This window comes from Streptomyces sp. XH2, assembly GCF_049725035.1.
GTDB classification, from domain to species: domain Bacteria; phylum Actinomycetota; class Actinomycetes; order Streptomycetales; family Streptomycetaceae; genus Streptomyces; species Streptomyces roseoverticillatus.
The window spans coordinates 309,779-335,624 of sequence record NZ_JBMMMZ010000006.1 but is presented as its reverse complement, the minus strand read 5'-3'; the positions used below and the strand labels follow the sequence as shown (position 1 = coordinate 335,624).

Here is a 25,846-nt window from a genome sequence, read left to right as displayed (position 1 = left end):
GGGCGGAAGTGGTCGTAGCATGACGAACGTGCCGAACCCTCAACCCCTCGTCCGCATCCGCGGGCTCGGCAAGCGGTTCGGCGGCACGCGCGCGCTCGACGCGGTCGACCTCGACATCAGCCGCGGCGGCGTCCTGGCCCTGCTCGGCCCCAACGGCGCGGGGAAGTCCACCCTCATCAAGGTGCTCGCGGGCGTCCACCGCGCGGATTCGGGCGAGGTGACCGTCGCCGGGCACCCGCTCGACACCGAGGCGGCCTCCCGCGCCATGTCGTTCATCCACCAGGACCTCGGGCTGGTCGGGTGGATGACCGTCGCCGAGAACATCGCGCTGGGCACCGGGTACGCCCGCCGCGCGGGGCTGGTGTCCTGGCGGCGCACCCGCCGGCAGTGCACCGAGGCCCTGGGCATCGTCGCGGCCCACCTCGACCCGGACGCCGTCGTCTCCGGCCTCACCCGCGCCGAACGCTCCCTGGTGGCCATCGCCCGCGCCCTGTGCACCCGGGCCGGGCTCATCGTCCTGGACGAGCCGACCGCCAGCCTCCCGGCCGCCGACTGCGCCCGGCTCTTCGACGTCCTGCACGCCCTGCGCGACCGCGGGCACGCCATCGTCTTCGTCACCCACCGGATCGACGAGGTGTTCAAGGTCGCCGACGCCTTCGCCGTCCTGCGCGACGGCCGCATCGTCAGCCACGGCCCGGTCGCCGACTACCCCCGGGCCCGCCTCGTGCACGACATCGTGGGCCACGAACCGCGCGGCTACGCGTTCACCGCCCCCGCCGCCGGACCGGCCGTCCTCCGCCTGGACGGCGTGCGGACAAAGAGCACCGGGCCGGTCAGCCTGGAGCTGCGCGCCGGCGAGATCCTCGGCATGGTCGGCCTCACCGGCGCCGGGCACATGGAACTGGGCTGCGCCCTCGCCGGCGCCCGCCCTCTGCTCGGCGGGAGCGCCCTGCTCGGCGGCCGGCCCTACCGGCCCGGCACGGTCACCGCAGCGGTGGACGCCGGCGTCGGCTTCGTGACGAGCAACCGGCTGGAGGAGGGCTGCGCGGCGGAGCTGACCGTACGGGAGAACTTCCTGGCCAACCCCCGGGCCGGCGGGCTGCGGAGCACCCACTGGATCAGCCCCCGGCGCGAGCGCGCCGAGGCCGCCGTCCTCATGGAGCGGTTCGCCGTGCGTCCCCCGGACAGCGAGGTGCCGATCGCCACCCTGTCCGGCGGGAACCAGCAGAAGGTCATGATCGGCCGGTGGCTCGGGCCGCACCGCAACCTCCTGATCCTGGAGGAGCCGACCGCCGGGGTGGACGTCGGCGCCAAGGCGGCGGTCTACCACCTGCTGCAGCACGCGCTGGCCGACGGCCTCGCCGTGCTGCTCATCTCCACCGACTTCGAAGAGGTCGCCGGCGTGTGCCATCGCGCCCTGGTGTTCGTCCGCGGGAAGGCGACCGCGGAACTGAGCGGCGAAGCCCTCACCGTCACCGCGCTCACCCACGCGGCCTCGGCCATGGCCCCCCTCACCGGGACGCCGTGACGATGACGCCCCCCACCCGGCACGCCCTCCGGCACCGGATCGGGCACCTCGTCGGCGCCTACGGCCTCCTCGCCCTCACCGTCCTGCTGTTCGCGGCCTTCTCCCTCGCCCTGCCGGACACCTTCCCCACCCTGGACAACATCTCCGCCGTCCTGTCCAACCACTCGATCCCCGCCCTGCTCGCGCTGGGCGCGACGATCCCCATCGCCACCGGCAAGTTCGACCTGTCCATCGGCTACGGCCTCGGGCTCGCGCACGTCGTGACGATGCAGCTCCTCGTGGCCGGCCACTGGCCGTGGCCCGCCGCCTGCCTGGTCGTGGTCCTCGGCGGGGCGGCCGTCGGCGCCGTCAACGGCGCCGTCGTGGAGTTCGCGCGGATCGACTCCTTCATCGCCACGCTCGGCACCGGCAGCATCATGTACGCCTTCACCGGCTGGATCACCGGCGGGGCCCGCGTCGTCCCCGGCCCGGGCGGCCTGCCGGCCGGCTTCACCGCGCTCTACGACTCCCGGTTCCTCGGGCTGCCGGTCTCCGCCTTCTACGTCCTCGCCCTCACCGCCGTGCTGTGGCTGCTCCTGGAGCGGCTGCCGCTGGGCCGGTACCTGTACGTCATCGGCTCCAACCCGCGCGCCGCCGAGCTGGTGGGCATCCCCTCGCGGCGCTACGTCACCGGCGCCTTCACCGCGTCCGGCCTGGTCGTCGGCGTCGCCGGGGTCCTGCTCGCCGCGCAGCAGCAGACCGGCAACCCCAGCGTCGGCATGGACTACCTGCTGCCCGCGTTCGTCGGCGCGCTGCTCGGCTCGACCGCGATCCGGCCCGGCCGCGCCAACGCCCCGGGCACGCTCGTCGCCGTCACGGTCCTCGCCATCGGTCTCGCCGGCATCGGCCAGCTCGGGGCCCGGTTCTGGGTCACGCCGATGTTCGACGGCGTCACCCTGCTCATCGCCGTCGGCCTGGCCGGCTACGCGGCGCGCCGGCAGCTGCGTCACGGAGCCGGCCCGTGAACCGCACGGCCGTGCCGGCGGGCGCGGCCGCCCTGGCCGTGGCCGTCGCCGTCCTCGCGGGCTGCGAGCGCGGTGCGTCGACCGGCCCCGCGCCGCCCCCGTCCACCCCGGCGCAAAGCGGCTGCCCCGCCGCCCTGGCCAGGGCCGGGGCGGCCGTCCGGCAGGCCGAGAAGACCGACGCGGCGTGGGACGGCCCCACCACCGGGCCCCGGGCCGTCCCCGGCAGGTCCCTCGTCCTCGTCGCGCAGTCCATGACCAACCCCGGCGTCGCGGGCGTCGCCGAGGGCGTGCAGGAGGCGGCGGGGGCCGTCGGCTGGAACGTCCGGGTGATCGACGGCCAGGGCACCCCCGCCGGGATCCAGGCGGCGTTCGGGCAGGCCGTCGCCCTGCGGCCCGCCGGCATCGTCATCGCCGGCTTCGACCCGCACCTGACGTCGCAGCAGGTCGCACAGGCCGGAGCGGAACACATCCCGCTCGTCGGCTGGCACGCGGTCGCCTCCCCCGGCCCCAGCAGGGACCCCGCGCTGTTCACCAACGTCACCACCCGGGTCGGTGACGTCGCGCGGATCAGCGCGGACTGGGTCATCGCGCACGCGCACGGCGTCGCCGGGGTCGTCGTGTTCACCGACGCCTCGATCCCGTTCGCCCGGAACAAGTCCGAGCTCATCACGAAGGAGCTCGCCACCTGCGCGGGCGTGCGGCTCCTGGCGGAGGAGAACATCCCGCTCGCGGACACGAGCAGCCGGACGCCCCAGGAGGTCTCCTCCCTCCTCTCCCGCTTCCCGGAACGCTGGACCCACTCCGTCGCCATCAACGACGTGTACTTCGCCGACGCCGCCCCCGCCCTGCGCGCGGCCCGCAGGAAGGGCGCGGGCGCGCCCTTCAACGTCGGCGCGGGCGACGGCGACCCGTCCGCCTTCCAGCGCATCAACAGCCGGCAGTTCCAGGCGGCCACCGTGCCCGAGGCGCTCTCCGAGCAGGGCTGGCAGATCGTCGACGAGTTCAACCGCGCCTTCGCGGGCGAGCCCGCCAGCGGGTACGTGGCCCCGGTGCACATCGCCACCGCCGCCAACAGCGGCGGGGCCACGTCCTGGGACCCGCCGGGCTACCGCGCGGCGTACCGGAGGATCTGGGGCGTGCCCGCGCCCGCGGGCTGACGGGCGGGCCGTCAGGGGCGCGGGATGTTGCGCAGGTTGGAGCGCGCCATCTGCACCATCCGGCCCACACCGCCCTCCAGGACCATCCGTCCCGCCGACAGGGCGAACCCGCCGACCATGTCCGCGGTGATCTTCGGCGGGATGGACAGGGCGTTGGGGTCGGTCACGATGTCCACCAGCGCCGGCCCCTTGTGCCGGAAGGCGTCCCGCAGGGCTCCCCGCACGTGCTTGGGCTTCTCCACCCGCACGCCGTACGCGCCGGCCGCGGTGGCGATGGCCGCGAAGTCGGGGTTGTGGTTGGTGGTGCCGTACGCGGGCAGGCCGCCCACCATCATCTCCAGCTCCACCATGCCCAGCGAGGAGTTGTCGAACAGCACCACCTTCACCGGCAGGCCGTACTGGACCAGCGTCAGGAAGTCGCCCATCAGCATGGCGAAACCCCCGTCGCCGGACATCGAGACGACCTGCCGGCCGCGGTCGAGGAACTGGGCCCCGATCGCCTGGGGCAGGGCGTTCGCCATCGAGCCGTGGGTGAAGGAGCCGATGACGCGGCGGCGGCCGTTGGGGGTGAGGTAGCGGGCCGCCCACACATTGTTCATGCCGGTGTCGACCGTGAAGACCGCGTCGTCGTCGGCCTCCTCGTCCAGCACCGAGGCCACGTACTCCGGATGGATCGGCGTGCGCTTCTCCACCTTCCGGGTGTACGCCTTGACGACGCCTTCGAGGGCGTCGGCGTGCTTCGCGAGCATCTTGTCGAGGAACTTCCGGCTGCTCTTGACCTGCACCCGCGGCGTCAGGCAGCGCAGCGTCTCGCGGACGTCGCCCCACACGGCGAGGTCGAGCGCGGCCCTGCGGCCCAGGTGCTCGGGCCGCACGTCCACCTGGACGGTCTTCACGTCGTCCGGCAGGAAGGCGTTGTACGGGAAGTCGGTGCCCAGCAGGATCAGCAGGTCGCACTCGTGAGTGGCCTCGTAGGCCGCGCCGTAGCCGAGCAGGCCGCTCATGCCGACGTCGTACGGGTTGTCGTACTGGATCCACTCCTTGCCGCGCAGTGCGTGCCCGACGGGGGCCTTCACCCGCTCGGCGAACCGCATCACCTCCTCGTGGGCGCCCGCCGTGCCGCTGCCGCAGAACAGCGTCACCTTGCCCGCCTCGTCGACCATCCGGGCGAGCGCGTCGATCTCGGCGTCCCCGGGCCGCACCGACGGGCGGGCGGTGACCAGGGCGTGCTCGCTCGCGCGTCCGGGGGCCGGCTCGCCCGCGACGTCGCCCGGCAGGACGACGACGCTGACGCCGCTGCGGCCGATCGCGTGCTGGATGCCCGTCCGCAGTACCCGCGGCATCTGCCGGGGGCTGGAGATCAGCTCGCAGTAGTGGCTGCACTCGCGGAAGAGCTGGTCCGGGTGGGTCTCCTGGAAGAAGCCGGTGCCGATCTCCCCGCTCGGGATGTGCGAGGCCAGCGCGAGCACGGGGGCCATGGAGCGGTGCGCGTCGTAGAGGCCGTTGATGAGGTGCAGGTTGCCCGGGCCGCAGGAGCCCGCGCAGGCGGCCAGCTTCCCCGTCAGCTGGGCCTCGGCGCCCGCGGCGAAGGCGGCGGCCTCCTCGTGGCGGACCTGCACCCAGTCGACGGCGGGGCTGCGGCGCACCGCGTCCACGACCGGGTTGAGGCTGTCCCCGACGACCCCGTAGAGCCGCCGCACCCCGGCGCGCGCCAGGATGCCGACGAACTGCTCCGCCACCGTCTCCTTCGGCATGGGACCTTCCTCCCGGATCGGCTGCCCGTGCGGACCGGCGTGCCGCCGGTCCCCCAGCCCCTTGCCCCCATCCATCCACGGAACACCCGGCGGCGCATCCCGGTGGCGGACGGCGCCGGCGCCGATGCGCCCCGGCGCTCGGGCCGGGGGCGCGGGCACGCCGGTCAGATGCGGTCGGCGGCGATGAGCAGGTAGTGGAAGCTGCCCTCCTTGTACGCGGTGAGGAACGGCTCCTCGACGCCCGTGGCCAGGGAGGACCGGGCGCGCAGCTCCCAGTACGGGATCGTGGCGGCCGTCAGGTCGACGACGTTGATGGGCACGAGGCCGTTGGCGGCCATGGCCTTGAAGTAGGCGCTGCGGGGGTGGATGTTGCAGGTGTAGTGCTCGTCGATGCGGCTGACCGCCTTGGAGCGCAGGCCCGTGACGTCGTTGGAGCAGCCGGTGATGGTGACGTAGCGGCCCCCGAAGGCCAGCTGGCGGGCGTGCTCGGCGAAGAGCTCGAACAGGTCCACGTACATGGTGGACTCGTTGTTCCAGATGCCCTGGAAGGCGCCGGTGGGCAGGCCGGTGTCCAGCATGTTGGCGAAGTGGTAGCGGACCTTGTCGTCCACGCCGCGCTTGCGGGCCTGCTCGTTGGCGAAGTCGACCTGGGACCGGGAGATGGAGACGCCGTCGGCGCGGCAGCCGAACCGGGCGTTGGCCATGATGCTGGTGCCCCCGCGGCCGCAGCCGGCGTCCAGCAGGCGGTGCTCGGGGGCGATGGGGCCCAGGTGGTCGAGGAGGACGTCGGCCTGGGCCGACTCCAGCCGGTGCAGCTCCTCGGTGATGCGCGCGTCGCGGCCGGCCTCGGGGCCCTCCAGGACGGACGGGTCGTAGTCGCCGAGCCCGTAGTGGTGGTGGTAGAGCCCGTCGACGTCGCCCAGCTGCAGGTTGACCGGGTCCTTCTCGTTGTTCCAGTACTCGGCGACGGCCTTCTGGTAGGCGGTGCGCAGCACGGGGGCGGGGGCGGTGGACATGGACGTGCTCCTTAGGACGTGCAAAAAAGGTGAGGCCGGTTCAGGCGTTGTTGTAGCGGGGGCTGCCGCTGTGCCACGCGCGGTTGCCGCCGAGCCAGGCCCACACCCCCGCGAGGAAGCGGCGCAGCTGCGGCGAGCCGGTGAGGGCGAGGGCGGCCGCCTCGGCCTCGTAGGTGCGCACCAGCTCGTCGTGGATCTCCGCACTGCGCTCGATCGCCTCGCGGGGCGAGCAGCGCTCCCGCTCGGCGATTACGGTCGGCAGGTTGAACTCCACGCCGGTGGCGTGGTGTTCCTTGGTCATGGAGTACAGGTCGTTGACGAGCGTGGCGGCGGTGGCGGCCATCGTCACGGCGCGGCGCACGCGCGGGTCGCCGTACTCGGCCGCGGGCAGCGCGTAGCCGCCCACCACGTCGGCCAGCGCGATGCAGGGCAGGAAGCTGTTGGTCTGCCGGTGCGCCAGGTACTCGGGGACGGTGGGCAGGTACTCCCGCGAGCGCCAGGAGCCCTCCTGGCCGTAGCCGACGAAGAGGACGGCGACCTCGTGGCGGAGCCGGGCCAGCTGCGACGGTTCCGCGTAGCGGGCCAGGTGCGCCAGGGCGGAGCGCAGGGCGACCCGGACGGGGTCGCCGCGCATCTCCCGCTCCCAGGCGGGCGCGTAACGGGCGGGCAGGTGGGCGGGGTCGAGGGCCGCGTAGGCGGGCCCGAGGTGCGAGCCCAGGAGTTCGGGCCCGGCCCCGTCGTCGCAGTAGTAGTCGTCGGTGGCCCACTCCGCGAGCGCGCACTTGCCCGCCGCGAGCAGCCGGTCCGGGTCGTCGGTGTCGGGGTGGGCCAGCATCATCAGGCGGCCGAAGTCGGCCGCGCGGACGCGGTCGAGCCGTCCGTCGTAGATGCCGGTCTCACCGGCCCAGGCCAGCAGGCGGTCGTTGACCTCCCGGGCGAGGGCCGGGTCGTCCCGGAGCGCGGGCGGGCAGTACAGCTCCGGGACGCCGGACGAGGAAGAGGAGGCGGCGGGCGCGGCCTCGCGCCGGGGCGCGAGGCGGGCCGCGGAGGTGCCGAGGCCGGTCGGCCCGGCGGGCGGGCGGAGCGTCCTGGGCGCGGCCGGGACGCCCTGGTGGGCGAGCAGCGCCGCCGCGAGCAGCGCCGCGTCGTGGCGGGCCGTGGGCGCGGTGATCCGGGACAGCAGTGACACGGTTCTTCTCTCTGTGCCGGGGGCGGTGCCCGTCAGGACGGGGTGTGGAAGACCTCGGCGTTCTCGAGGACGCCGAGCGCGTCGGGCACGAGGACGGCCGCCGAGTAGTAGGTGCTGACCAGGTAGGAGATGAGAGCCTGGTCGTTGATGCCCATGAACCGCACGTTCAGGCCGGGCTCGTACTCGTCGGGGATGCCGGTCTGCCGCAGGCCGACCACGCCCTCCTCGGCCTCGCCCAGGCGCACGGCGAGGATGGAGGAGGTGCCCTCTTCCGAGACGGGGATCTTGCCGCAGGGGAGGATGGGCACGCCGCGCCACGCGGGCACCGCGTGGCCGCCCACGTCGGCGCTGTCGAAGGACAGGCCCCGCTTGTTGCACTCGCGGGCGAAGGCGGAGATGGCCCGGGGGTGGGCGAAGAACGCCTTGGTCCCGCGCCGCATGCTCAGCAGCTCGTCCATGTCGTCGGGGGTGGGCGGGCCCGAGTGGGTGGAGATGCGCTGGCTGTGGTCGGCGTTGTGCAGCAGGCCGAACTCGGAGTTGTTGACGAGCTCGGACTCCTGGCGCTCGCGCAGGGCCTCGATCGTCAGCCGCAGCTGCTGCTCGATCTGGTCCATCGGCTCGTTGTAGAGGTCGGCGACCCGGCTGTGCACCCGCAGGACCGTCTGGGCCACGCTCAGCTCGTACTCGCGCGGGGAGAGCTCGTAGTCGACGAAGGTGCCGGGCAGCACGGGCGCGCCGGTGTGGCCGGAGGCGAGGGCGATGTCCGCCTCGCCCTTCTTGTTCTGCGGGCGGTGCTGCTCGGCCTCGCGCCGGCGGACGTGGGCGCGCAGCCGCTCGTTGCGGCCCGCCACCTCCTCGTACGCGGTGCGGGGCAGGGCCAGTACGGTGCACGCCGTCATCGCGCGCGCCGTGAACTCCCAGGTGCCGGGGGTCTCGGCCACGGCCCGGCCGCCGAAGAAGCCGCCGTCGGCCAGCACGCCGCGCCGATTCTCCTCGCCGTACTTGCCGGCGCCGGTCTTCTCGACCTTGCCGTGCGCGATGAGGTAGACGTGGTCGACGGTGCGGCCGCGTTCGGCGATCACCTGACCGGGCGCGTACTCCTCCTGCCGGCAGCGCTCGGCCAGCGCCCGCAGCGCCTCGGCGTCGTCGAACCCGCGCAGCAGCGGCAGTTCGCCCAGCTCGGCCGGGACGACCTTGACCGCGGCCCCTTCCTGGACGAAGGTGACCCGGCCGTCGCCGACCTCGTACACCAGGCGCCGGTTGACGCGGTACGTGCCGCCCTTCACCTCGACCCAGGGCAGGGTGCGCAGCAGCCACCGCGAGCTGACGCCCTGCATCTGCGGGGCGGTCTTGGTGGTGGTCGCGAGGTTCCGCGCAGCGGCGATCCCCAGGCTGAGCTGTGCCCGGCCCGCCTGCTGCTCGGGCTGCTCCGGCTGCTGCCGGTGCGCTGCGGTCGACATCCCGGTCCTTTCCGTCTGGGGCCGTCTGGGCGCGTGCGTCAAGAAGGAGCCCCTGGATGAACCCGTTCGGGCTATGGAGCTCCTGTGGCGCAAGTGAAGCAGCGCGTAATGATGTTGGTCGAGGCGGCCGGGACCGTACCGTCGCTTTTGCGCCACCGGGCGGCCGGGGCCTCGTACGGCCGGATCCGGTGTCATAGCAGGAAGAGGCAGAGATCGTGTCCGCTATGCCGCGGTGTGGGGCGATGGCCGAGGTGGCCGATAACGTACCGTCAGGCGGCTTTGCTCGGAGGGTTTTCTTCGGGAGGGGGGCCGGTTCAGGCGGCGCGGGAGCCGCGTCGGTAGCCGCCGGGGGCCTGGCCGTACTCGCGTTTGAACGCCTTGGCGAAGGCGTACTCGGAGCCGTACCCGGAGCGGGCCGCGACGGTCGTGAGCGGGGCGTCGGACTCGCGCAGCAGCTTGGCGGCCGTGGTCATGCGCCAGCGGGTCAGGTAAGCCATGGGCGGCTCGCCCACGAGCGCGGTGAAGCGGCGCGCGAAGGCCGCGCGGGACAGGCCCGCCCGCTCGGCCAGGGACTCGACCGTCCACGGCGCGGCCGGATCCTCGTGGACGGCGGCGAGGGCCGGCGCCACCGCGGGGTCGCCGAGCGCGGCGGCCCAGCCCCTGGCCTCCGTCGGCGGCTGGTCCTCGATCCAGGCGCGCAGGATGTAGAGGAGCAGCGAGTCGATCAGCGCGGGGACGATGCCCGCCGATCCGATGCGGGGGTTCTCCAGCTCCGAGCCGAGGAGCTGCACGGCGGCGCACAGTTCGGAGTGGCGGCCGTGCCGGGTGGACAGGTGGATGATCTCGGGGAGCTGGCGCACCAGGGGGTGCGGGCGTCCCTGGTCCAGGTGGTAGTGGCCGCACAGGAGGCTGGTGCGGGGGCCGTCGGCGCCGATGGTGACCGTGCCCAGGGGCGCGCCCGGACGGAACTCCGCGGGCTCCGCCTCCTGGGGCGGGGTGGAGGGGTGGTCGGCGAGGACGTGCCCCCGGCCGTCGCGCAGGAAGACCACGTCGCCCGGGCTGAGGGCGATCGGCTGCGGGTGCGGCGCGTCCCTCTCGGGGACGAGCCAGCAGGTGCCGTAGAGGACCACGTGGAAGCCGGCGCCGGCGACCGGGGAGAGGCGCAGGCCCCAGGGCGCGCGGCCGTGGGTGCGGACGGACCGGGGCTGGCCGGTCCGCATCGAGCTCAGCGCCTCGCTCAGGATGTCCAACGCCTCTCCTTCGTTCCTCGTCTCAGGGGCGCCCAGCCTACGACCGGCCGGTCCGGGCCGGCAGACGGTCAGTCGACGGTCAGGACGATCTTCCCCTGGGTCCGGCCCGACGCGACCTGCTCGTGGGCCTCGGGGGCCTCGGCGAGCGGGAAGGTCTCCGCGACGTGCGGGCGTATGCGGCCGGCGTCCACGAGTGCGGCGATCGCCTCCAGCGAGGCGTAGTCGGGCTCGACGCAGACGCCGGCGAAGCGGCGGCCGGCGGCCTCGATCCGTGCGGCGAGCTCCCGGTCCCCGTGCTCCATGATGCTGACGAGCGTGCCGCCGGGGCGCAGGACGGACAGGGCGCGCACGCCCTCGGACGAGGAGTCGAAGACGACGTCGGCGTCCTTGACGGCCTCGGTGTAGTCGGTGGTGCGGTAGTCGATGACCTCGTCGGCGCCCAGGCCGCGGACGAAGTCGTGCTTGGGGGCGCTCGCCAGGGCGGTCACGTGGGCGCCGCGGGCCTTGGCGATCTGGACGGCGAGGTGCCCGACGCCGCCGGCCGCGCGGTGGATCAACACCCGCTGCCCCTCACCGAGCCCGGCGGCGTCCACCAGGCCCTGCCAGGCCGTGAGCGCGGCGAGCGGGAGGGCGGCGGAGTGCACGTGGTCGAGGGTCGCGGGCTTGCGGGCCACCTGACGGGAGGGCACGGCGACGTACTCGGCGTAGGCCGTGGCGGCGCGCGGGAAGAACGGCATGCCGTACACCTCGTCCCCCGGCCGGAAACGGGCCCCGGCGCCGGCCTCCTCCACGACGCCGGAGATGTCCCAGCCGACCCCGAAGGGCGGCTCGCCGAGCAGCGGGTAGGCCCCGGACCGGACGGCCACGTCCACCGGGTTCACGGAGGCGGCGTGCACGCGCACGAGGACCTCCCCGAAGAGGGGCGTGGGACGGTCGATCTCGGCGACCTCCAGGACCTCGGGGCCTCCGAAGGACTTCTGGATGACAGCGCGCATGGTGGGTCTCTCCCTGGTGGGTTCCTGTTGTGCGCCCAACGTTAGGGAGATCGAATGAGCTGATGAATATCTCTGGATCTTCAGAAGATGTCCCAGCGTCTTCCTTGCCGGGAGGCTGGGCCATCGGTCATCGTTCGGGCCGTCGGTCCTCGCTCGTGCCGTCAGCCCTTCGCCAGGACGGCGTCGACCGTCTCCTCCAGGGTCATCCGGGAGGTGTCGAACCACGTGCCCCGGCCGCCGAGCTCGGTGCGCATCGCCTCGTCCAGGAACGACCAGTCGTCCGCCAGCACCTTGTCCCGCCCGGCCAGACGCCGGGCGACGACCTCCGCCGACGGCGCGAGGACGATCAGGCGCAGCGGGAGGTCCTTCAGGTGCTCCAGGTAGAAGTCGAGGTGCGCGCGCCGGACGACCACGTCGTCGATGACCGGGACGACGCCGGCGGCGTGGAAACTACGGGCCAGGACCGACGCGTTGCGGGCCCTCAGCAGCAGCTGGCGATCGGCTTCGAGGTCCTCCTCCGGCGAGGGCAGGCGGCCTCCCGCCACGATCAGTTCCTGGAGGTGGTCGCCCTCGATGTGCGCGCCGAGGGGGAACCGGCGGGCGAGCCCCGCCGACACCGAGCTCTTCCCCGACCCCGGAATGCCGATGACGAGATAGGCGGCGGAGGCGGGTCGTGCGGTGTCGACGGCCTGGCCCTGGAACGAGGTTTCCGGCATGCGTCCCCTACTCCTTGTCGCGTCGTGGGGCAGCGGTCCCGTCCCCGGGGCCGATCCTTCACCCGATCCGGCGGCCGGGCAAAGGAATTGCGCCTGCCGGGGCTGCCGGCGTCGCCGCTCCGGGTGCGTTCCGGCGGCCCGGCGACGACGATGGGCTCATGGCGCGGTCAGGAAAGGTGCGGATGCGGAGGGTCTACGATCCGCCCGAGGAGGCGGACGGCAGCCGGGTGCTCGTCGACCGCATCTGGCCGCGCGGGCTGACCAAGGAAGCGGCCGCGCTGGACGAGTGGTGCAAGGACGTCGCGCCCTCCACCGGGTTGCGCACCTGGTACGGGCACGACCCGGGCCGCTTCGAGGAGTTCTCCCGCCGCTACCGCACGGAACTGCGCGACGAGCCCCACGAGGCGGCCCTCCAGCACCTCAGGGAGCTGTCCCGGCGCGGCACGCTCACCCTGCTGACCGCGACCAAGGACCGCGACATCAGCGCGGCGGCCGTGCTCCGGGAAGTGCTGGCGGAGCACTGAGGCCCGCGGCCACCGTCAGGCCCGGGCCGCCGGGCCGGTCCGGGCCGCCGTCGGCAGGACGACCTCGAACCGGCAGCCGCCCCGGACGTTGCGGACCGTTGCCCGTCCCGCGTGGGCCTCGACGATGCCGCGCACGATCGCCAGGCCGAGCCCCGCGCCGGCGGGTGGCGTACGGGCCTCGGAGCCCCGCCAGCCCGTGTCGAAGACGCGGGGCAGGTCCTCCTCGGGGATGCCGCCGCAGCCGTCGGTGACGGACAGGACGACCGTGTCCGCCGCCTCCTCGTGCCGCGCGGCGATCGCGACGGTGCCGTCGGCGGGGGTGTGACGGATGGCGTTGACGAGGAGGTTGCCCAGCACCCGGGTCATCTCCCGGCCGTCGACCTCGACGGGCAGGGCCTCCGCCTCTTCGCCGATGTCCTCCCCGACCAGCCGGACGCCGTGTTCGCGGGCCAGCGGCTCGGCCCCGGCGAGTGCGTCTCCCACCAGGTCGTACACGGACATCCGGCTCGGGCTGAGGGTGAGCGTGCCCGCGTGGATGCGGGAGAGTTCGAAGAGGTCGCTCACCATCGCGTTGAGCCGGTCGGTCTCCGTACGGATCTGCCGGTGGTACCGCGCCGGGTCCTCGGCGACGCCGTCCTCCAGGGCCTCCGCCATGGCGCGCAGCCCCGCCAGCGGGGTGCGCAGGTCGTGCGAGATCCAGGCCACGAGTTCCCGGCGCGAGGCGTCGAGGGCGCGCTCCCGCTCCCGGGACCGCTCCAGCTTGGCGCCGGTGGCGGCCAGTTCCCGTCCGAGCGCGGCCAGTTCGGCGGTGGCGTTGCCGTCCGGGGCCGCGAAACTGCCGCTGCGGCCGAAGTCCCGCGCGGCCAGGGTCAGGGCGTTGCTGCGGGCGACGACCCAGCGGCCGAGCAGCAGCGCGGTGGCCAGGGAGACCACGGCGGCCATGGCGCACACCGTCGTCACGACGGTCAGGTCGTGCGAGGACAGGAACATCGCCCGCGCCACGCTCAGCGTTCCGGCCAGCATCGCCGTCACCGGCACGGCGGCCACGACCGTCAGGGACACGGCGACCGAGCGGTGCCGGAGCAGCCGCAGGGCGAGCGCGCCGAGCGCTCCGGCCGCGGTCGCTCCGGCGAGGGCGTAGAGGACGATCAGCACAATGTCACGCATCGGTCCCGGCCTCCCCGCCCCGCGCGCCGGCAGCGGCTTCGGAGCCGTCCTCGGCCGCGGCGCCGGCACCGGCACCGGCGTCGAAGCGGTAACCGACGCCCCACACCGTCCGGATGAAGCGCGGCCGGGCCGGGTCGTCCTCGATCTTGGCGCGCAGCCGGCGGACGTGCACGGTCACGGTGGACAGGTCCCCGAACTCCCAGCCCCACACCTTGTGCATCAGCTCCTCGCGCCCGCAGGCCCGCCCCGGGTGCCGCAGCAGGAAGGCGAGGAGGTCGAATTCACGGAGGGTCAGGGCGAGCGCCGCCCCGTCCTTGGTGGCCTGCCGCGCCACGGGGTCCAGCACGATCCCGGCGGCGCGCAGCGCCGGGGCGGGCGGCGGCACCTCGGCCCGGGACCGGGCGCGGCGCAGCACGGCTTCCGCGCGCAGCACCAGCTCCCGGGGGCTGAAGGGCTTGGTGACGTAGTCGTCGGCGCCGATCTCCAGCCCGAGGATGCGGTCCTCCTCGTCGCCCCGTGCCGTCAGCATGATCACGGGTACGGGTCCCTCGGCCCGCAGCCTGCGGCAGACTTCCAGGCCGTCCATGCCCGGCAGCATCAGGTCGAGCAGGACGAGGTCGGGGCGCACGGCGGCGGCGAGCTCCAGCGCCGCCGGGCCGTCGGCGGCCCGGTCGACGGCGAAGCCGGCCCTGCCGAGGTAGCCGGCCACGACCTCGGCGACGGTCGGGTCGTCGTCGACGACGAGGACGCGGGCGGGTGATTCGTTGTGCATGCCTCCAGCCTCGCACCGGCCGGGCGGTGGCGGCGCACCGGACCGGACGGCCGGGGGCGGGGGGCCGGGCCGGGGTGCCGTCCGCCGCCGCGCCGGAGGTCACGGCCGGGCTGAGGTCACGGCCGGGCTGAGGTCACAGCCGGGCGAGGTCCACGGCCTCGGCCACGGCCCGGTAGCCCGCGCTGTTGAGGTGGATGCCGTCGGTGAAGGCGAACTCCTTCCTGATCCCGGGGCCGTCGGCCACGGCACGGTCGGCGTCCACGACGCCGTCGTAGGCACCGCTGGTGCGTATCCACCGGTTGACCTCGTTGCGCACCCGCTCGCCGCGCTCGGTCCAGTGCCCGTAGCCCTGGTACGGCGGGATGGTCGCGCCGAGGACCCGGACGCCGCGTGCGCGGGCCTCGCGTATGAGCTGCCGGAGGCCTGCCGTGATGTCCTGGGCCGTGACCTGCGGGGCGGGAGCCGTGCAGCGGCCGGGATCGTCGGGCTGGACGATGTCGTTGGTGCCCTCCAGGAGGACGACCGTGCCCACGTCGGTCCGGTCGAGGGCGTCGCGCCGGAAGCGCGCCAGGGCGCTCTCGCCGAAGCAGTCGGAGCCGTTGAGGAGCTTGTTGCCGCCGATGCCCGCGTTGACGACGGTGCGCGGGCTGCCGGCCGCGGCGAGGCGCTCGGCCAGCACGTCCGGGTAGCGGTTGTCGGCGCCGAAGTCCGAGCCGTAGCCGTCGGTGAGGGAGTCCCCGAAGGCGACGACCGTGTTGCCCCGGCCGTGCGGGCGACTCGTCATGCCCCCCTTCACATCCACTCCGGCCAGGTAGTACCAGGACAGGCTCGGCGGTTCGGTGAACGCGCCCGCGGACACGTCCGCGCTGTGGTCACCGGCCGCCCGGTACGAGCCGGTCAGAGCGAGGTTGTGGAACGTGGCCGGACCGCTCGGAGCCCGGAAGTACAGGGTGACGGCGAGCTTCCCGAAGGCATCGACGGGGAGGGCGGCCGGATCGCTCACGAGCTCCCCGCCGGCCGGGACCACCGCCGTGCCCGCGCCCCCGAAGCGGAGCGTGCGCACCGTCCCGGGCCGTACGGCGGCGCCCCCGTCCGACAGGGCGACGGTGACCCCGGCCAGCCGCAGCGGGGTCTTGCCGTAGGCGTTGGAGAGCCGCACGCGCACCTCGCTTCCTGCTGCGCCTGCCCGGATCACCTGCCGCACGGTCTGGTTCTCGAAGCCCGCCTCCGACCAGTTGGGATACCAGTCGGTGTGCGCGGGGGCCTGGGGAGCAGCCGTCCAGGCGGCGGTCCACGGCCGCTGCCCGGACGGCTGCTCCCGGTCCGCGGACGGGGCGGCCGGGGCGGCCGGAGCAGCCGAGGGAGCCAGGGCGAGCAGGGCCGCCGTCAGAGGAACTGCGAGGCGTACGAGGGGCTTTCCGGTCATCGGGCGGTACCTTCCGTGTCTTCCGTCGAATGCTGTTACCTCTATGACTCGCGGCGCAGAGGAAATGTGACCGGCCTCCGCCACCGGCCTCCGCTACGGACTGCCACGGACCTCTGCACCGACCCCTGCCACCGACCACCGACCTCCGCCACCGACCTCTGCTGGGGAGAACCCCCGGCCCTGAAGTGGGGAAATCCCCCGACCGGAGGTGTCCTCAGCCGGGTTCTTCACCGCCGGTCCCGTCCGTAGCGTCGGGATCATGACCATCTCGACGAAGCCCTTACCGCTCGCGAGCCGCCGGCGCGGCGGCCTGTACGTCTACCTCGCAGTGGCCTACGCCGGCATGTGGGCGGCCATGTCCCCGCTCCTCGCCGGCGGCTTCCGGCGCGGCGACGCCCGCGAGGAGACCGGCGCGCTGGAGGAGGCGTGCATCGCGGCCGCGATGCTGGCCCCCGCCCTCGCCGCGATCCTCGTCGTCCGCGGCGTCGAGCGCAGCGGCCGGGTCCGGGACGCCCTCGCCCTGCGGTGGCCGCGGCCCCGGGGGCGCGCCGTACGGGCGTGCCTGGTCGCCTTCGCGGTCCCCGCCGGCCTCACCGCGGCCGCTCTCGCCCTCGGCGCCCTCGCGGGCAGCTACCCGTTCGGTGGCGTCCACTGGAGCGGGCTCGGCACGCGGGCGGCCGCGGCGGTGCTCTCGATGCTGGTGTCGCTTCCGCTGTTCTTCGGCGAGGAGCTGGGCTGGCAGGGCTATCTCTTCCCCCGCCTGCTGCGGGGCGGCGGCCGCGCGCGCCTGGTGCGGGCGTACGTGGGCACCGGCGCGGCCTTCGCCCTGTGGCACCTGCCCACGCTGCTGATGGGCGGGCAGTACCCGGGGCGGCCCTGGTACGTGTCCGTGCCCGCCATGGTCGTGAGCTGCCTCCTCGTGCTGCCCGTCTTCACCTGGCTGCGCCTGCGCTCCGGCTCGGTCGTGCCCGCCGTGATCGGCCACGCGTTCATCAGCTCGGTGAGTGTGACGATGGTCAAAGAGTTCGCCGACCCGGAGGCCGCGCTGGATCCCCTGCGGATGGGCATCAGCGGCTGGCCCGGCTGGGTGGTCATGGGTGCTTTTGTTGCGTTTCTGGGCCTCACCGGCAGGCTCCGCCCGACCCCCGGCGACACCACTTGAACGATCAAAACGGCATGGGGTTAGCATGTGAGCGCTGCCTAGCTCGAAAGAGAAAAGCCTGTGACTGTCAACGACGACTCGTTCACTGACTGGAAGAACCGCGAGGAGATCGCGGAGTCGATGATCCCGATCATCGGGAAGCTGCACCGCGAGCAGGACGTCACGGTCCTCCTCCACAGCCGCTCCCTGGTGAACAAGTCGGTGGTCAGCATCCTGAAGACCCACCGATTCGCCCGGCAGATAGCCGGCGAGGAGCTCTCGGTCACCGAGACGCTGCCGTTCCTGCAGGCGCTGACCACGCTCGACCTCGGCCCTTCCCAGATCGACATCGGCATGCTCGCCGCCACCTACAAGACCGACGACCGCGGTCTGACGGTGGAGGCCTTCACCGCCGAGGCCGTCGCCGGCGCCACGGGCGCCAACAAGATCGCGTGCCGCGAGGGGCGCGACGTCGTCCTCTACGGCTTCGGGCGCATCGGCCGCCTCGTGGCCCGGCTCCTCATCGAGAAGGCAGGCTCGGGCAACGGCCTGCGGCTGCGCGCCATCGTCGTCCGCCAGGGCGGCGACCAGGACATCGTCAAGCGCGCCTCGCTGCTGCGGCGCGACTCCATCCACGGCCAGTTCCAGGGCACGATCACCGTCGACGAGGCGGACAACACGATCGTCGCCAACGGCAACGCGATCAAGGTGATCTACGCCAACGACCCGTCCGAGGTCGACTACACGGCGTACGGCATCAAGGACGCCATCCTCATCGACAACACCGGCAAGTGGCGCGACCGCGAGGGCCTCTCCAAGCACCTGCGCCCCGGCATCGACAAGGTCGTCCTGACCGCGCCCGGCAAGGGCGACGTCCCCAACATCGTCCACGGCGTCAACCACGACACGATCAAGCCGGACGAGCAGATCCTGTCCTGCGCCTCCTGCACCACCAACGCGATCGTCCCGCCGCTGAAGGCGATGGACGACGAGTACGGCGTGCTGCGCGGCCACGTGGAGACCGTCCACTCGTTCACCAACGACCAGAACCTGCTGGACAACTACCACAAGGCCGACCGCCGCGGCCGCTCCGCGCCGCTCAACATGGTCATCACGGAGACCGGCGCCGCCTCGGCCGTCGCCAAGGCCCTGCCCGACCTCAAGGCGCCGATCACCGGCAGCTCGATCCGCGTCCCCGTGCCGGACGTCTCGATCGCGATCCTCAGCCTGCGGCTCGGGCGCGAGACCAGCCGCGAGGAGGTCCTCGAGTACCTCCGCGACGTCTCGCTGAACTCGCCGCTGAAGCGCCAGATCGACTTCACCACCGCCCCCGACGCCGTGTCCATGGACTTCGTCGGCTCGCGCCACGCCTCGATCGTCGACGCCGGCGCCACGAAGGTGGACGGCGACAACGCGATCCTCTACCTGTGGTACGACAACGAGTTCGGCTACTCGTGCCAGGTCATCCGCGTCGTCCAGCACGTGTCCGGCGTGGAGTACCCGACCTTCCCGGCGCCGGTGCTCTGATCCGGTCCAGGTGACCCTCGGCGCGGCCGGGCCCGGGCCGGCGCTCACGGGCGGAGTCGTGATGTGCGCGGCGGGCCGCGAACGGGTCCGCCACCCGCGGGCCGGTGCCGCCGTCAGTGCTGCGGGTGCGGGTGCCACCGGTGACCGCGGCCGCCCCGCCCTCCCCCGCCGCCCCGGTGCGCGCCGGGCGCGGAAAGCCTTCCGAGGCGCGTGCGCAACCGGATGCCGTGCCCGACCTCGATCAGTCCCATGACGATCAGCATGATGCCGACGACCATGGTGAGGACGGCGATCGACGCGAAGGGCGAGGTGATCACCACGATTCCGGCCAGGACGCTGACGATGCCGAGGAAGACCTGCCAGCCACGGGCGGGAAGCGTCGGGACGGACAAGGCCATGCCCGTCAGCATGACGCCGCGCAGCAGCCAGCCGAACCCGATCCACAGCGCGAGCAGGAGCACCGACTGCGCGGGACCGCGGAAGGCCACCAGCCCCAGCAGCACGCAGAGCCCTCCGCTGACGAATCCCAGGGCACGCATGTGCCCCGGAATGTGAGCGCCGAAGGCGCCCGCCAGCTGGAAGACGCCCAGGGCCAGCAGATAGATGCCGAACAGCACGCCGACCACCGTCAGACTCGCCTTCGGCCAGGCCAGCACGACGACACCGAGGGCGACCGAGGCGACGCCCGCGCACACCATCACCTGCCAGCCGGCGTTGGCCAGCACGGCCAGGCCGGTGGGGACTTGGGCGCGCGGTTCACCGGGCTCACCGGGCTCACCGGCGGCCGCGTAGGCCTCGTAGAACGCACGGGATTCGTCGGATCCGTTGGATCCCTTGGATTCGTTGGAGGGGTAACTCATGGCGCTTGCCTCTCGCCCCCGCGCATGGATCGCCCGACTGCTCCCCATATCAGGCTGGCACAGTTTCCGCCGGTGCGACAACGGAAGCACCTGCACGGCAAGGGAACCGACCGGTGAGCACTTGTGCGAGCTGCACCGGGCGGTACATCCGGCCCGGCGCCGCACGGCGGAATCCTCGCCATGGCCGAGGGCCACGTCCGCTGGTGAGGCGGCTGCCCGCCACGCACCGGGCGTCGCGGGCTGTCAGAGGGAGGCCTGTGCCTCCGGCTGCGAATCCGTGCAAGGCGTCGCCGAACCGGCGATCTCCGTCAGCAGCGTGGCCAGCTCCTCCGGTGCGGCGAGGAACGGCGAGTGCCCGCCGGGCAGATGGCGGACCGTCCCCGCCCGTTCGGCCATCCTCTCCTGGTCCGAGGGCGACAGGCTCCGGTCGTCGTCGCAGACGATGTAGGTGGAGGGCAGGGTGTGCCAGCCGGCCCGGGTCACCGGTTCGGTGAAGGACCGCGCGCTCTGGGGCACCAGCCTGGCCAGCGCCTCGTCCCGCACGGTCTGCGGCACGTCCCCGTAGAGCGTGTCCGAGCCGTTCTCGGGGGGCGGGTAGGCGCCCTCCACCGCGTCCGGGGCGTGCGGGATCCCGAGGACCGAAAACGTGCTCTCTCCGGCGTCGAGCTGAAACGCCGTCAAGTAGACGATGTGCACGACGTTCGTGGCACCGGCGGTCGCCTGCGTGACCGGAGTGCCACCGTAGGAATGGGCCACCACGACCACCGGGCCGTCGACGCCGTCGATCGCCTCACGGACCACGCGTGCGTCGTCGGACACGCCCGGCAGCCGCCCGCTCGCCCCCTCGGGCACGGCGCTGGGCAGATCGACGGCGCGTGTGCGCCAGCCCCGGGTCGCGAGAACGGCCTGCACCTTCTCCCAGCACCAGGACCTGTGCCAGGCCCCGTGGACCAGGAGCAGTTCGGGACGGCCGGACGCGGTGGGCTCAGAAGGCACGGAAGGCACGGAAGGCACGGAAGGCACGGAAGATATCGACATGACCATGAACCGTTTCATGCCCGGCCGTCGTTGGCCAGCAGATTTCGCCGTCACCGACGACAAGTGCCACGTTCGAGCCCGGTAGACGGGGCTGCCCGACGGGACGGTCCGGCCATGCGACCACCGAACGCGGCCCACGGCTGCGGGCCACCGCCGGGCCGGTCCCGTACGCGGATGCATATCCGCCGCGCGGCGCGGTCCTCGTCAACCGCGCGCGTGGCGCCCCGGCCGGCTGCGACGCCGGCTGCGACGCCCAACCGCTGTGCGGTTCGGGCCCGGTGGTGGAGACGCCGGAGCAGGCACGGCGGCCGGTCGCGCCGTCGCTCACCCGGGTGCGGGCCGCCGGGCCGTCCAGCCCTCTTCGAGCAGGCCGAAGATCACGTGCGCGGCCTCGTGCGGGTCGGCGTGCCGCTGGACCAGCCTGCCGGACTCCAGCGCGAACCGGGCCAGCGCGGCGCAGGCGAGGTCATCGGCCGGGGCGCCGCACTCCTCGGCGATGGCGTGCGCGAGGGCGGTCTCGTGGCGCACCCACATGCGGCGGGCGTACTCGCTCAGCGCCGGGGTCTCTTCGACCATCCGCCGCATCCCGGCCGCCCGTTCGTCCGCGACGATCTTGACCGCCCACTCCAGGACGTGGTCGCGCAGGGCGGCAGGGACCGACTGACCGGGTGCCCGGTCGCGCACCGCCGTCACCAGAGCCGCCTCAAGGTCGGCGTCGAGGTCGAAGACCAGCGCTTCCTTACTGGGGAAGTGCTTGAACAGGGTGGTGACCGCCACGTCGGCGGCGTTGGCGACGTCCTTGACGCTGACGGCGTCGTAGCCGCGTTCGAGGAAGAGCCGGAGCGCGGCGTCGGCCAGGGCCTGGCGGGTCCGGGCCTTCTTCCGCTCACGGCGTCCGATGGGTTCGTTCACCGGCCCAGCATAGGCCGATGCACATCCGCTTCAAAAGGCTAGTCATTACACTTTTGCATTGGATACGCTTTTCTGGTTCGGTTCTTCCCGTGCCACGAAAGGACCTCGTGCCATGACGTCTGCCCTCAGCCCCATCGCCGTCGTGGGAGCCGGTATCGGCGGCCTCGCCTGTGCCCGGACCCTCCAGCAGTACGGCCTCCCCGTCACCGTGTTCGAACGCGAGCCCTCCGCCCGCTCCCGCTGGCAGGGCGGCATGCTGGACCTGCACGACACCGGCCGGGCCGCCGTCCGCGCCGCGGGCCTGGCCGAGGAGTTCCGCGCCCTGGCCCGTCCCGAAGGCCAGGAACTCCGCGGTCTCGACCCCGTCACGGGCGAGCTGGTCCACCACGAGCTGCCCGCCGACGCCACGGTGGCCGCGCCCGAGATCGACCGCGGCCAACTGCGCGGTCTGCTCCTGGACTCCCTGGCTCCCGGCACCGTCCGCTGGGGGCGGCCGGCGGCCTCGGTGTCCCGGGCCGGCGACGGCACCGCCCGCCTGCACTTCGATGACGGCACGAGCGAGGCATTCGCCCTGGTCGTCGGCGCGGACGGCGCATGGTCGCGGATCCGTCCGGCGCTTTCCGAGGCGACACCCGCCTATACGGGCCGGACCCTGGTCGAGACCTCCCTCGACGACGTGGACACGCGCCACCCCGCACTGGCGCGCATGGTCGGCAACGGCACCCTGGCCGCGAAGTCCGCCCGCGCCATGCTGTCGGCCCAGCGCAACAGCGGTGGCCACGTCCGCGTCTACGCCGGCTTCGAGGCGCCGCGCGACTGGCACATCCGTGCCGGCCTGGACTTCGAGGACTCCGCAGCGGTCCGCGAACACCTGCTGGGGATGCTCGACGGCTGGCACGACGGCCTGCTCGACCTCATCCGCGACTCCGACGGCGGCTTCGTCAACAGGCCCCTGCACGTCCTGCCCGTCGGACACGCGTGGACCCATGTCCCCGGCATCACCTTGCTGGGCGACGCCGCCCACCTCATGCCGCCCTACGGCATCGGCGCGAACCTCGCCATGCTCGACGGCACCGACCTGGCCACGTCCATCGCCACCCACGACGACCTCGACCGGGCCGTCCGCGCCTACGAGAACCTGATGCTGCCCCGCGCCACAGCCGCCGCCGAGGCCTGCGGCGACCTGGCCACGGCCATGGAGTCGGACACTGTCATCAACGTGGACGCCGCACGCCGGCACCTCAACGAGAAGATGCAGCAGGCCCGGCCTGCTGGTGGAACGCCTGGCCCCGTCCTCGATGTGCGGATGCGGAGCTGACGGCCGGGCGGCCTCGGCGGTCAGGCCCTCGCGCACACGGCCATGTCGTTCGGGACGTCCACGGCGTGGTCCGCGACGGAGGAGACGACGTCCTCGCCGTCGCTGTCACCGAGTTCGAGCAGCAACGGCCACCGGACGGAGCGAGGTGGAGCTGGCCCCCGTGCCGATCGGGGGCATGCCCCAGTGATCCGGGAGCGGTCGCGCCCCTAGCGTCGACGCATGGCACACCTACGGCACCCTGAGCAGGGGCCCGCTCCCGGCGGTCCCCGGCCGACGCGGCGCACTGCGGCGTTGGCCCTCGTCTCGGCGGCCCTGGCGGTCGCCGCCGCCCCCGCCGCGGCCGCGGCCCCGCGCCCGGCACCGTCCCGGGCCCCTCTCCCCGGCGCGCCCTCCGGACCCGGCGCGGCGCGCTCCGCGCTCACCCGCGCCCTGGACACCCTCGTCACCCGGCACGGCATCCCGGGCGTGGCCGCCGAGGTGACCGATCCGCGCCACGGCCGGTGGAGCGCCGCCCGCGGCCTCGCCGACCTGACGTCCCGTCGGCCGATGCGCGCGGAGGACCGGTTCCGGATCGGCAGCGTGAGCAAGACGTTCACCGCCACCGTCGTCGTGCAGCTCGCCGCGGAGGGCCGGATCGGGCTGGACGCCCCCGTCGAGCGCTACCTGCCCGGACTGCTGCGCGGCGCCGGCCACGACGGCCGAACGGTCACCGTCCGGCAGCTCCTCCAGCACACCAGCGGGCTCCCCGACCACGTCGAGTCCGTCACCGGCCTGCCCGTCGGCGCCTGGCGGTACCGCCACTTCGAGCCCCGCGAACTGATCGCGACCGCGCTCGCGATGCCGCGGCCGGACAAGCCGTGGCACTACTCGACCACCAACGCGCTCGTCGCCGGGCTCGTCGTCGAGAAGGTCACCGGACGCGGCGTCGAGGAGGAGGTCACCCGGCGGATCATCCGGCCGCTCGGCCTGCGCGACACGTACTGGCCCGGCGACGCGACCCGCATCCGGGGCCCGCACTCGCGCAGCTACTTCACCGGCCCCGGCGCACCCGGGGGCGCGCCCCCGCGGACCGACGGCACCGAGTGGAACATGACCTTCGGCGGGGCGGGCGGGGCGCTGGTGTCCACGCCGTCCGACCTGAACCGGTTCCTCGGCGCACTGTCCGGCGGTGAACTGCTGCCCGCGCGCTTCGTCGCCGAGATGCGGCGCACCGTGCCCGCCGACCCCGAGCGGCTCTGGCCCGGCGCCCGGTACGGGCTCGGGCTGATCGCCTCCCCGCTGGAGTGCGGCGGCTGGTGGTGGGGGCACGCCGGGACGGTCCCCGGCGGACACCGGGCGCTGGTCGCCACGGGCCCCGGCGGCCGCGGCGTCGCCCTCGCCCTCACCGCCGTTCCCGCCACCGACCGGGCGGAGCAGGACTTCCGCGCAGCCGTCAGCGCTGCCCTGTGCACCGCGGACCACACCACCGGCCACCCCGAGGAGACCTCGTGAACCCCTTCGGCACCACCGCGCGCCGCGCCTCGGCCGCGGGCCTCGCCCTCACCGCCTGCCTCGCCGCCGCGGCCCCCGCCACGGCCGCGACCGCCCCGGGCGACGACGGCACCACGGCCGCCCCCGGCGCCGGGCTCGGCCGCTTCCACCACCAGCGCCTCGACTGGCGCAGCTGCGTCCTGGGCCCGGACGACGAGACGGGCCGCGCGCTGGAGAAGGCGGGCGCGCAGTGCGCGGACGTGACCGTGCCGCTCGACTACGCCGACCCCGGGGGCCGCACCATCACCGTGGCGATATCCCGGCTCAAGGCCACCGACACGCGCCACAGGATCGGTGCCATGCTGCTCAACACCGGCGGGCCCGGCGGGACGGGCATCGACTTCGCTCCGGACGCCCGCAAGGCGATGAAGGAGACCGGCGCGCGCTACGACGTCATCGGCATGGACCCGCGCTTCGTCGGCCGCAGCACCCCCCTCGACTGCGGCTGGCCCGTCGGCTCCGGCGTCCTGTCGTCCGGGACGGGACGGGCGGGCTTCGACCGGCAGGTCGCCCTCCACAAGGACCTGGCCGCCAAGTGCCGCGCCACGAACGCCGCGCTCCTCCCGCACGTCAGCACCCGCAACACGGCCCGCGACATGGACGTCATCAGAGGCGCCCTCGGCGAGCGGAAGATCTCCTACCTGGGCTACTCGTACGGCACCTACCTGGGCACCGTCTACACCCAGATGTTCCCCGGCCGCTCCGACCGCGTGGTGCTCGACGGCGCGATCGACCCGCGCCGCTACGGCCCCCGGCTGCTGCAGGGCACCGAGGAGGAGAACGAGCGGGCGCTCGGCGGCTGGGCCGCCTGGGCGGCGCGCCGCGACAGCGCCTACGGTCTCGGCCGCACGCGCGCCCAGGTGCTCGCCACGGTCGACCGCGTCGTCGCGGCGTCGGCCCGCCGGCCGCTGACCCTCCGCACCGCCCCCGACGCCTTCCGGGTCGACGACACCCGCGTACCGACCCTGATCTTCGCCGGGATCTCGGACGACACCGACGAGGCGCGGGCGGATCTCGGTGAGCTGGTGTCCGCGATGGCCAAGGCGGCGGACGGCAGGACGGCCGAGCTGCCGCCCAAGGCCGCCGACGAACTGCGGCACCTCCTCACCGGCAAGGGCTCGCCCTACGGAAGCGTGCAGATGGCGATCATCTGCGGGGACAAGAGCGCTCCGCGCGACCCCGAACGCTACTGGCGGGACATCGAGCGCAGTCGCGCCGCCCACCCGCTGTTCGGACCGCTGGCCGACAACATCGGGCCGTGCGCGTTCTGGGACCGGCCGAAGGAGGAACCCACCGAGGTCCGGCACGACGCCCCGGTCCTCATGGTCGGCGCGACCGGCGACCCGCGCACCGACTACGAGGGCACCGTCGCCCTGCACGGGCTGCTCCCCGGCTCCAAGCTCATCACCCTCAAGGGTGCCGACCGCCACGCGGTCTACGGCCTCTACGGCAACACCTGCGTGGACGACCAGGTCAACACCTACCTGGCCACGGGCCGGCTCCCGGCGACCGACCGGACCTGCGTGAAGCGGGCCGCCGGGTAGAGGGAGCAGCTGCGCCGG

At 73.6% G+C, this 25,846-nt stretch carries 22 protein-coding genes; 9 read left to right on the top strand and 13 right to left on the bottom strand.

All coding sequences use genetic code 11. The features are described 5' to 3' along the window. The first annotated feature begins 19 nt into the window (after positions 1 to 19). From ACOTKD_RS14715 to ACOTKD_RS14705, 3 genes are read left to right on the top strand one after another with little or no spacing between them, the layout of a single operon-like run. Positions 20 to 1,528 (top strand): sugar ABC transporter ATP-binding protein, encoded by a 1,509-nt coding sequence (locus tag ACOTKD_RS14715; RefSeq protein ID WP_424889381.1) that lies wholly within the window; start codon positions 20 to 22, stop codon positions 1,526 to 1,528. Positions 1,529 to 1,530: 2 nt separating this feature from the next. After that, the gene (locus ACOTKD_RS14710; protein ID WP_424889380.1) at positions 1,531 to 2,532 is read left to right on the top strand and encodes an ABC transporter permease; all 1,002 of its coding nucleotides are present in this window, start codon (positions 1,531 to 1,533) and stop codon (positions 2,530 to 2,532) included. After that, positions 2,529 to 3,689, top strand: coding sequence for a substrate-binding domain-containing protein (locus ACOTKD_RS14705; RefSeq protein WP_424889379.1), 1,161 nt, complete (start codon positions 2,529 to 2,531; stop codon positions 3,687 to 3,689). The genes ACOTKD_RS14710 and ACOTKD_RS14705 overlap by 4 nt, the downstream gene beginning before the upstream one ends. An 11-nt stretch (positions 3,690 to 3,700) precedes the next feature. Here the strand turns inward: ACOTKD_RS14705 and ACOTKD_RS14700 are convergent, their stop codons facing one another. From ACOTKD_RS14700 to ACOTKD_RS14670, 7 genes are all read right to left on the bottom strand, one after another. Continuing rightward, positions 3,701 to 5,443 (bottom strand): pyruvate dehydrogenase, encoded by a 1,743-nt coding sequence (locus ACOTKD_RS14700; RefSeq protein WP_424889378.1) that lies wholly within the window; start codon positions 5,441 to 5,443, stop codon positions 3,701 to 3,703. Between the two features lie 164 nt (positions 5,444 to 5,607). Beyond that, on the bottom strand, positions 5,608 to 6,459 hold the full coding sequence (locus ACOTKD_RS14695) for a geranyl diphosphate 2-C-methyltransferase (protein WP_424889377.1): 852 nt from the start codon (positions 6,457 to 6,459) through the stop codon (positions 5,608 to 5,610). A 40-nt stretch (positions 6,460 to 6,499) separates the two neighbouring features. Beyond that, the gene (locus ACOTKD_RS14690) at positions 6,500 to 7,648 is read right to left on the bottom strand and encodes a family 2 encapsulin nanocompartment cargo protein terpene cyclase (RefSeq protein WP_424889376.1); all 1,149 of its coding nucleotides are present in this window, start codon (positions 7,646 to 7,648) and stop codon (positions 6,500 to 6,502) included. Positions 7,649 to 7,680: 32 nt separating this feature from the next. Beyond that, positions 7,681 to 9,108, bottom strand: coding sequence for a family 2B encapsulin nanocompartment shell protein (locus tag ACOTKD_RS14685; protein WP_424889375.1), 1,428 nt, complete (start codon positions 9,106 to 9,108; stop codon positions 7,681 to 7,683). A 314-nt stretch (positions 9,109 to 9,422) separates the two neighbouring features. Next, the gene (locus ACOTKD_RS14680; protein WP_424889374.1) at positions 9,423 to 10,358 is read right to left on the bottom strand and encodes an AraC family transcriptional regulator; all 936 of its coding nucleotides are present in this window, start codon (positions 10,356 to 10,358) and stop codon (positions 9,423 to 9,425) included. Between the two features lie 68 nt (positions 10,359 to 10,426). Then, complete coding sequence (locus ACOTKD_RS14675) at positions 10,427 to 11,353, bottom strand: NADP-dependent oxidoreductase (RefSeq protein ID WP_424889373.1); 927 nt, start codon at positions 11,351 to 11,353, stop codon at positions 10,427 to 10,429. A 161-nt stretch (positions 11,354 to 11,514) separates the two neighbouring features. After that, the gene (locus tag ACOTKD_RS14670; RefSeq protein ID WP_424889372.1) at positions 11,515 to 12,069 is read right to left on the bottom strand and encodes an AAA family ATPase; all 555 of its coding nucleotides are present in this window, start codon (positions 12,067 to 12,069) and stop codon (positions 11,515 to 11,517) included. Between the two features lie 158 nt (positions 12,070 to 12,227). Here ACOTKD_RS14670 and ACOTKD_RS14665 point away from each other — a divergent pair, with 158 nt between their 5' ends. Next, entirely contained in the window at positions 12,228 to 12,593 is a 366-nt protein-coding gene (locus ACOTKD_RS14665) for a DUF488 domain-containing protein (RefSeq protein WP_424889371.1), read from the top strand. A 15-nt stretch (positions 12,594 to 12,608) separates the two neighbouring features. Here the strand turns inward: ACOTKD_RS14665 and ACOTKD_RS14660 are convergent, their stop codons facing one another. From ACOTKD_RS14660 to ACOTKD_RS14650, 3 genes are all read right to left on the bottom strand, one after another. Next, positions 12,609 to 13,760, bottom strand: coding sequence for a sensor histidine kinase (locus ACOTKD_RS14660; protein WP_424889370.1), 1,152 nt, complete (start codon positions 13,758 to 13,760; stop codon positions 12,609 to 12,611). Next, positions 13,753 to 14,532, bottom strand: coding sequence for a response regulator transcription factor (locus ACOTKD_RS14655; RefSeq protein ID WP_424889369.1), 780 nt, complete (start codon positions 14,530 to 14,532; stop codon positions 13,753 to 13,755). Before ACOTKD_RS14655 ends, ACOTKD_RS14660 begins: the two co-directional genes overlap by 8 nt. A 133-nt stretch (positions 14,533 to 14,665) precedes the next feature. Continuing rightward, complete coding sequence (locus tag ACOTKD_RS14650; protein WP_424889368.1) at positions 14,666 to 15,958, bottom strand: SGNH/GDSL hydrolase family protein; 1,293 nt, start codon at positions 15,956 to 15,958, stop codon at positions 14,666 to 14,668. Positions 15,959 to 16,217: 259 nt separating this feature from the next. Here ACOTKD_RS14650 and ACOTKD_RS14645 point away from each other — a divergent pair, with 259 nt between their 5' ends. Next, a complete protein-coding gene (locus ACOTKD_RS14645) occupies positions 16,218 to 17,120 on the top strand; it encodes a CPBP family intramembrane glutamic endopeptidase (protein ID WP_424889367.1) in 903 nt (300 codons plus the stop codon). Between the two features lie 60 nt (positions 17,121 to 17,180). Further along, complete coding sequence (locus tag ACOTKD_RS14640) at positions 17,181 to 18,626, top strand: glyceraldehyde-3-phosphate dehydrogenase (protein ID WP_424889366.1); 1,446 nt, start codon at positions 17,181 to 17,183, stop codon at positions 18,624 to 18,626. Positions 18,627 to 18,739: 113 nt separating this feature from the next. On the opposite strand, the gene ACOTKD_RS14635 is transcribed toward ACOTKD_RS14640, so the two are convergent. The 3 genes from ACOTKD_RS14635 to ACOTKD_RS14625 all read right to left on the bottom strand — a co-directional run bounded on the left by ACOTKD_RS14635 (position 18,740) and on the right by ACOTKD_RS14625 (position 21,436). After that, positions 18,740 to 19,486, bottom strand: coding sequence for an HdeD family acid-resistance protein (locus ACOTKD_RS14635; RefSeq protein WP_424889365.1), 747 nt, complete (start codon positions 19,484 to 19,486; stop codon positions 18,740 to 18,742). Positions 19,487 to 19,729: 243 nt separating this feature from the next. Next, complete coding sequence (locus ACOTKD_RS14630) at positions 19,730 to 20,482, bottom strand: alpha/beta hydrolase (protein WP_424889364.1); 753 nt, start codon at positions 20,480 to 20,482, stop codon at positions 19,730 to 19,732. 366 nt (positions 20,483 to 20,848) lie between these two features. Beyond that, positions 20,849 to 21,436: a TetR/AcrR family transcriptional regulator gene (locus ACOTKD_RS14625; protein ID WP_424889363.1), complete on the bottom strand. Its 588-nt coding sequence runs from the start codon at positions 21,434 to 21,436 to the stop codon at positions 20,849 to 20,851. A 112-nt stretch (positions 21,437 to 21,548) separates the two neighbouring features. Between ACOTKD_RS14625 and ACOTKD_RS14620 the strand changes: the two genes are divergently transcribed. From ACOTKD_RS14620 to ACOTKD_RS14610, 3 genes are all read left to right on the top strand, one after another. Continuing rightward, on the top strand, positions 21,549 to 22,754 hold the full coding sequence (locus ACOTKD_RS14620; protein WP_424889362.1) for an FAD-dependent oxidoreductase: 1,206 nt from the start codon (positions 21,549 to 21,551) through the stop codon (positions 22,752 to 22,754). 219 nt (positions 22,755 to 22,973) lie between these two features. Further along, a complete protein-coding gene (locus ACOTKD_RS14615; protein ID WP_424889361.1) occupies positions 22,974 to 24,245 on the top strand; it encodes a serine hydrolase domain-containing protein in 1,272 nt (423 codons plus the stop codon). After that, a complete protein-coding gene (locus tag ACOTKD_RS14610) occupies positions 24,242 to 25,828 on the top strand; it encodes an alpha/beta hydrolase (RefSeq protein ID WP_424889360.1) in 1,587 nt (528 codons plus the stop codon). The genes ACOTKD_RS14615 and ACOTKD_RS14610 overlap by 4 nt, the downstream gene beginning before the upstream one ends. Positions 25,829 to 25,846 lie beyond the last annotated feature (18 nt).

Excerpts from the sequence above, each read along its gene's own strand:
- ACOTKD_RS14710 (WP_424889380.1), top strand. The coding sequence starts at position 1,531 with ATGACGCCCCCCACCCGGCACGCCCTCCGGCACCGGATCGGGCACCTC.
- ACOTKD_RS14615 (WP_424889361.1), top strand. The coding sequence starts at position 22,974 with ATGGCACACCTACGGCACCCTGAGCAGGGGCCCGCTCCCGGCGGTCCC.
- ACOTKD_RS14670 (WP_424889372.1), bottom strand. The coding sequence starts at position 12,069 with ATGCCGGAAACCTCGTTCCAGGGCCAGGCCGTCGACACCGCACGACCC.
- ACOTKD_RS14620 (WP_424889362.1), top strand. The coding sequence starts at position 21,549 with ATGACGTCTGCCCTCAGCCCCATCGCCGTCGTGGGAGCCGGTATCGGC.
- ACOTKD_RS14715 (WP_424889381.1), top strand. The coding sequence starts at position 20 with ATGACGAACGTGCCGAACCCTCAACCCCTCGTCCGCATCCGCGGGCTC.
- ACOTKD_RS14665 (WP_424889371.1), top strand. The coding sequence starts at position 12,228 with ATGGCGCGGTCAGGAAAGGTGCGGATGCGGAGGGTCTACGATCCGCCC.
- ACOTKD_RS14655 (WP_424889369.1), bottom strand. The coding sequence starts at position 14,532 with ATGCACAACGAATCACCCGCCCGCGTCCTCGTCGTCGACGACGACCCG.
- ACOTKD_RS14645 (WP_424889367.1), top strand. The coding sequence starts at position 16,218 with ATGACCATCTCGACGAAGCCCTTACCGCTCGCGAGCCGCCGGCGCGGC.
- ACOTKD_RS14650 (WP_424889368.1), bottom strand. The coding sequence starts at position 15,958 with ATGACCGGAAAGCCCCTCGTACGCCTCGCAGTTCCTCTGACGGCGGCC.
- ACOTKD_RS14635 (WP_424889365.1), bottom strand. The coding sequence starts at position 19,486 with ATGAGTTACCCCTCCAACGAATCCAAGGGATCCAACGGATCCGACGAA.
- ACOTKD_RS14675 (WP_424889373.1), bottom strand. The coding sequence starts at position 11,353 with ATGCGCGCTGTCATCCAGAAGTCCTTCGGAGGCCCCGAGGTCCTGGAG.
- ACOTKD_RS14695 (WP_424889377.1), bottom strand. The coding sequence starts at position 6,459 with ATGTCCACCGCCCCCGCCCCCGTGCTGCGCACCGCCTACCAGAAGGCC.
- ACOTKD_RS14660 (WP_424889370.1), bottom strand. The coding sequence starts at position 13,760 with ATGCGTGACATTGTGCTGATCGTCCTCTACGCCCTCGCCGGAGCGACC.
- ACOTKD_RS14685 (WP_424889375.1), bottom strand. The coding sequence starts at position 9,108 with ATGTCGACCGCAGCGCACCGGCAGCAGCCGGAGCAGCCCGAGCAGCAG.
- ACOTKD_RS14700 (WP_424889378.1), bottom strand. The coding sequence starts at position 5,443 with ATGCCGAAGGAGACGGTGGCGGAGCAGTTCGTCGGCATCCTGGCGCGC.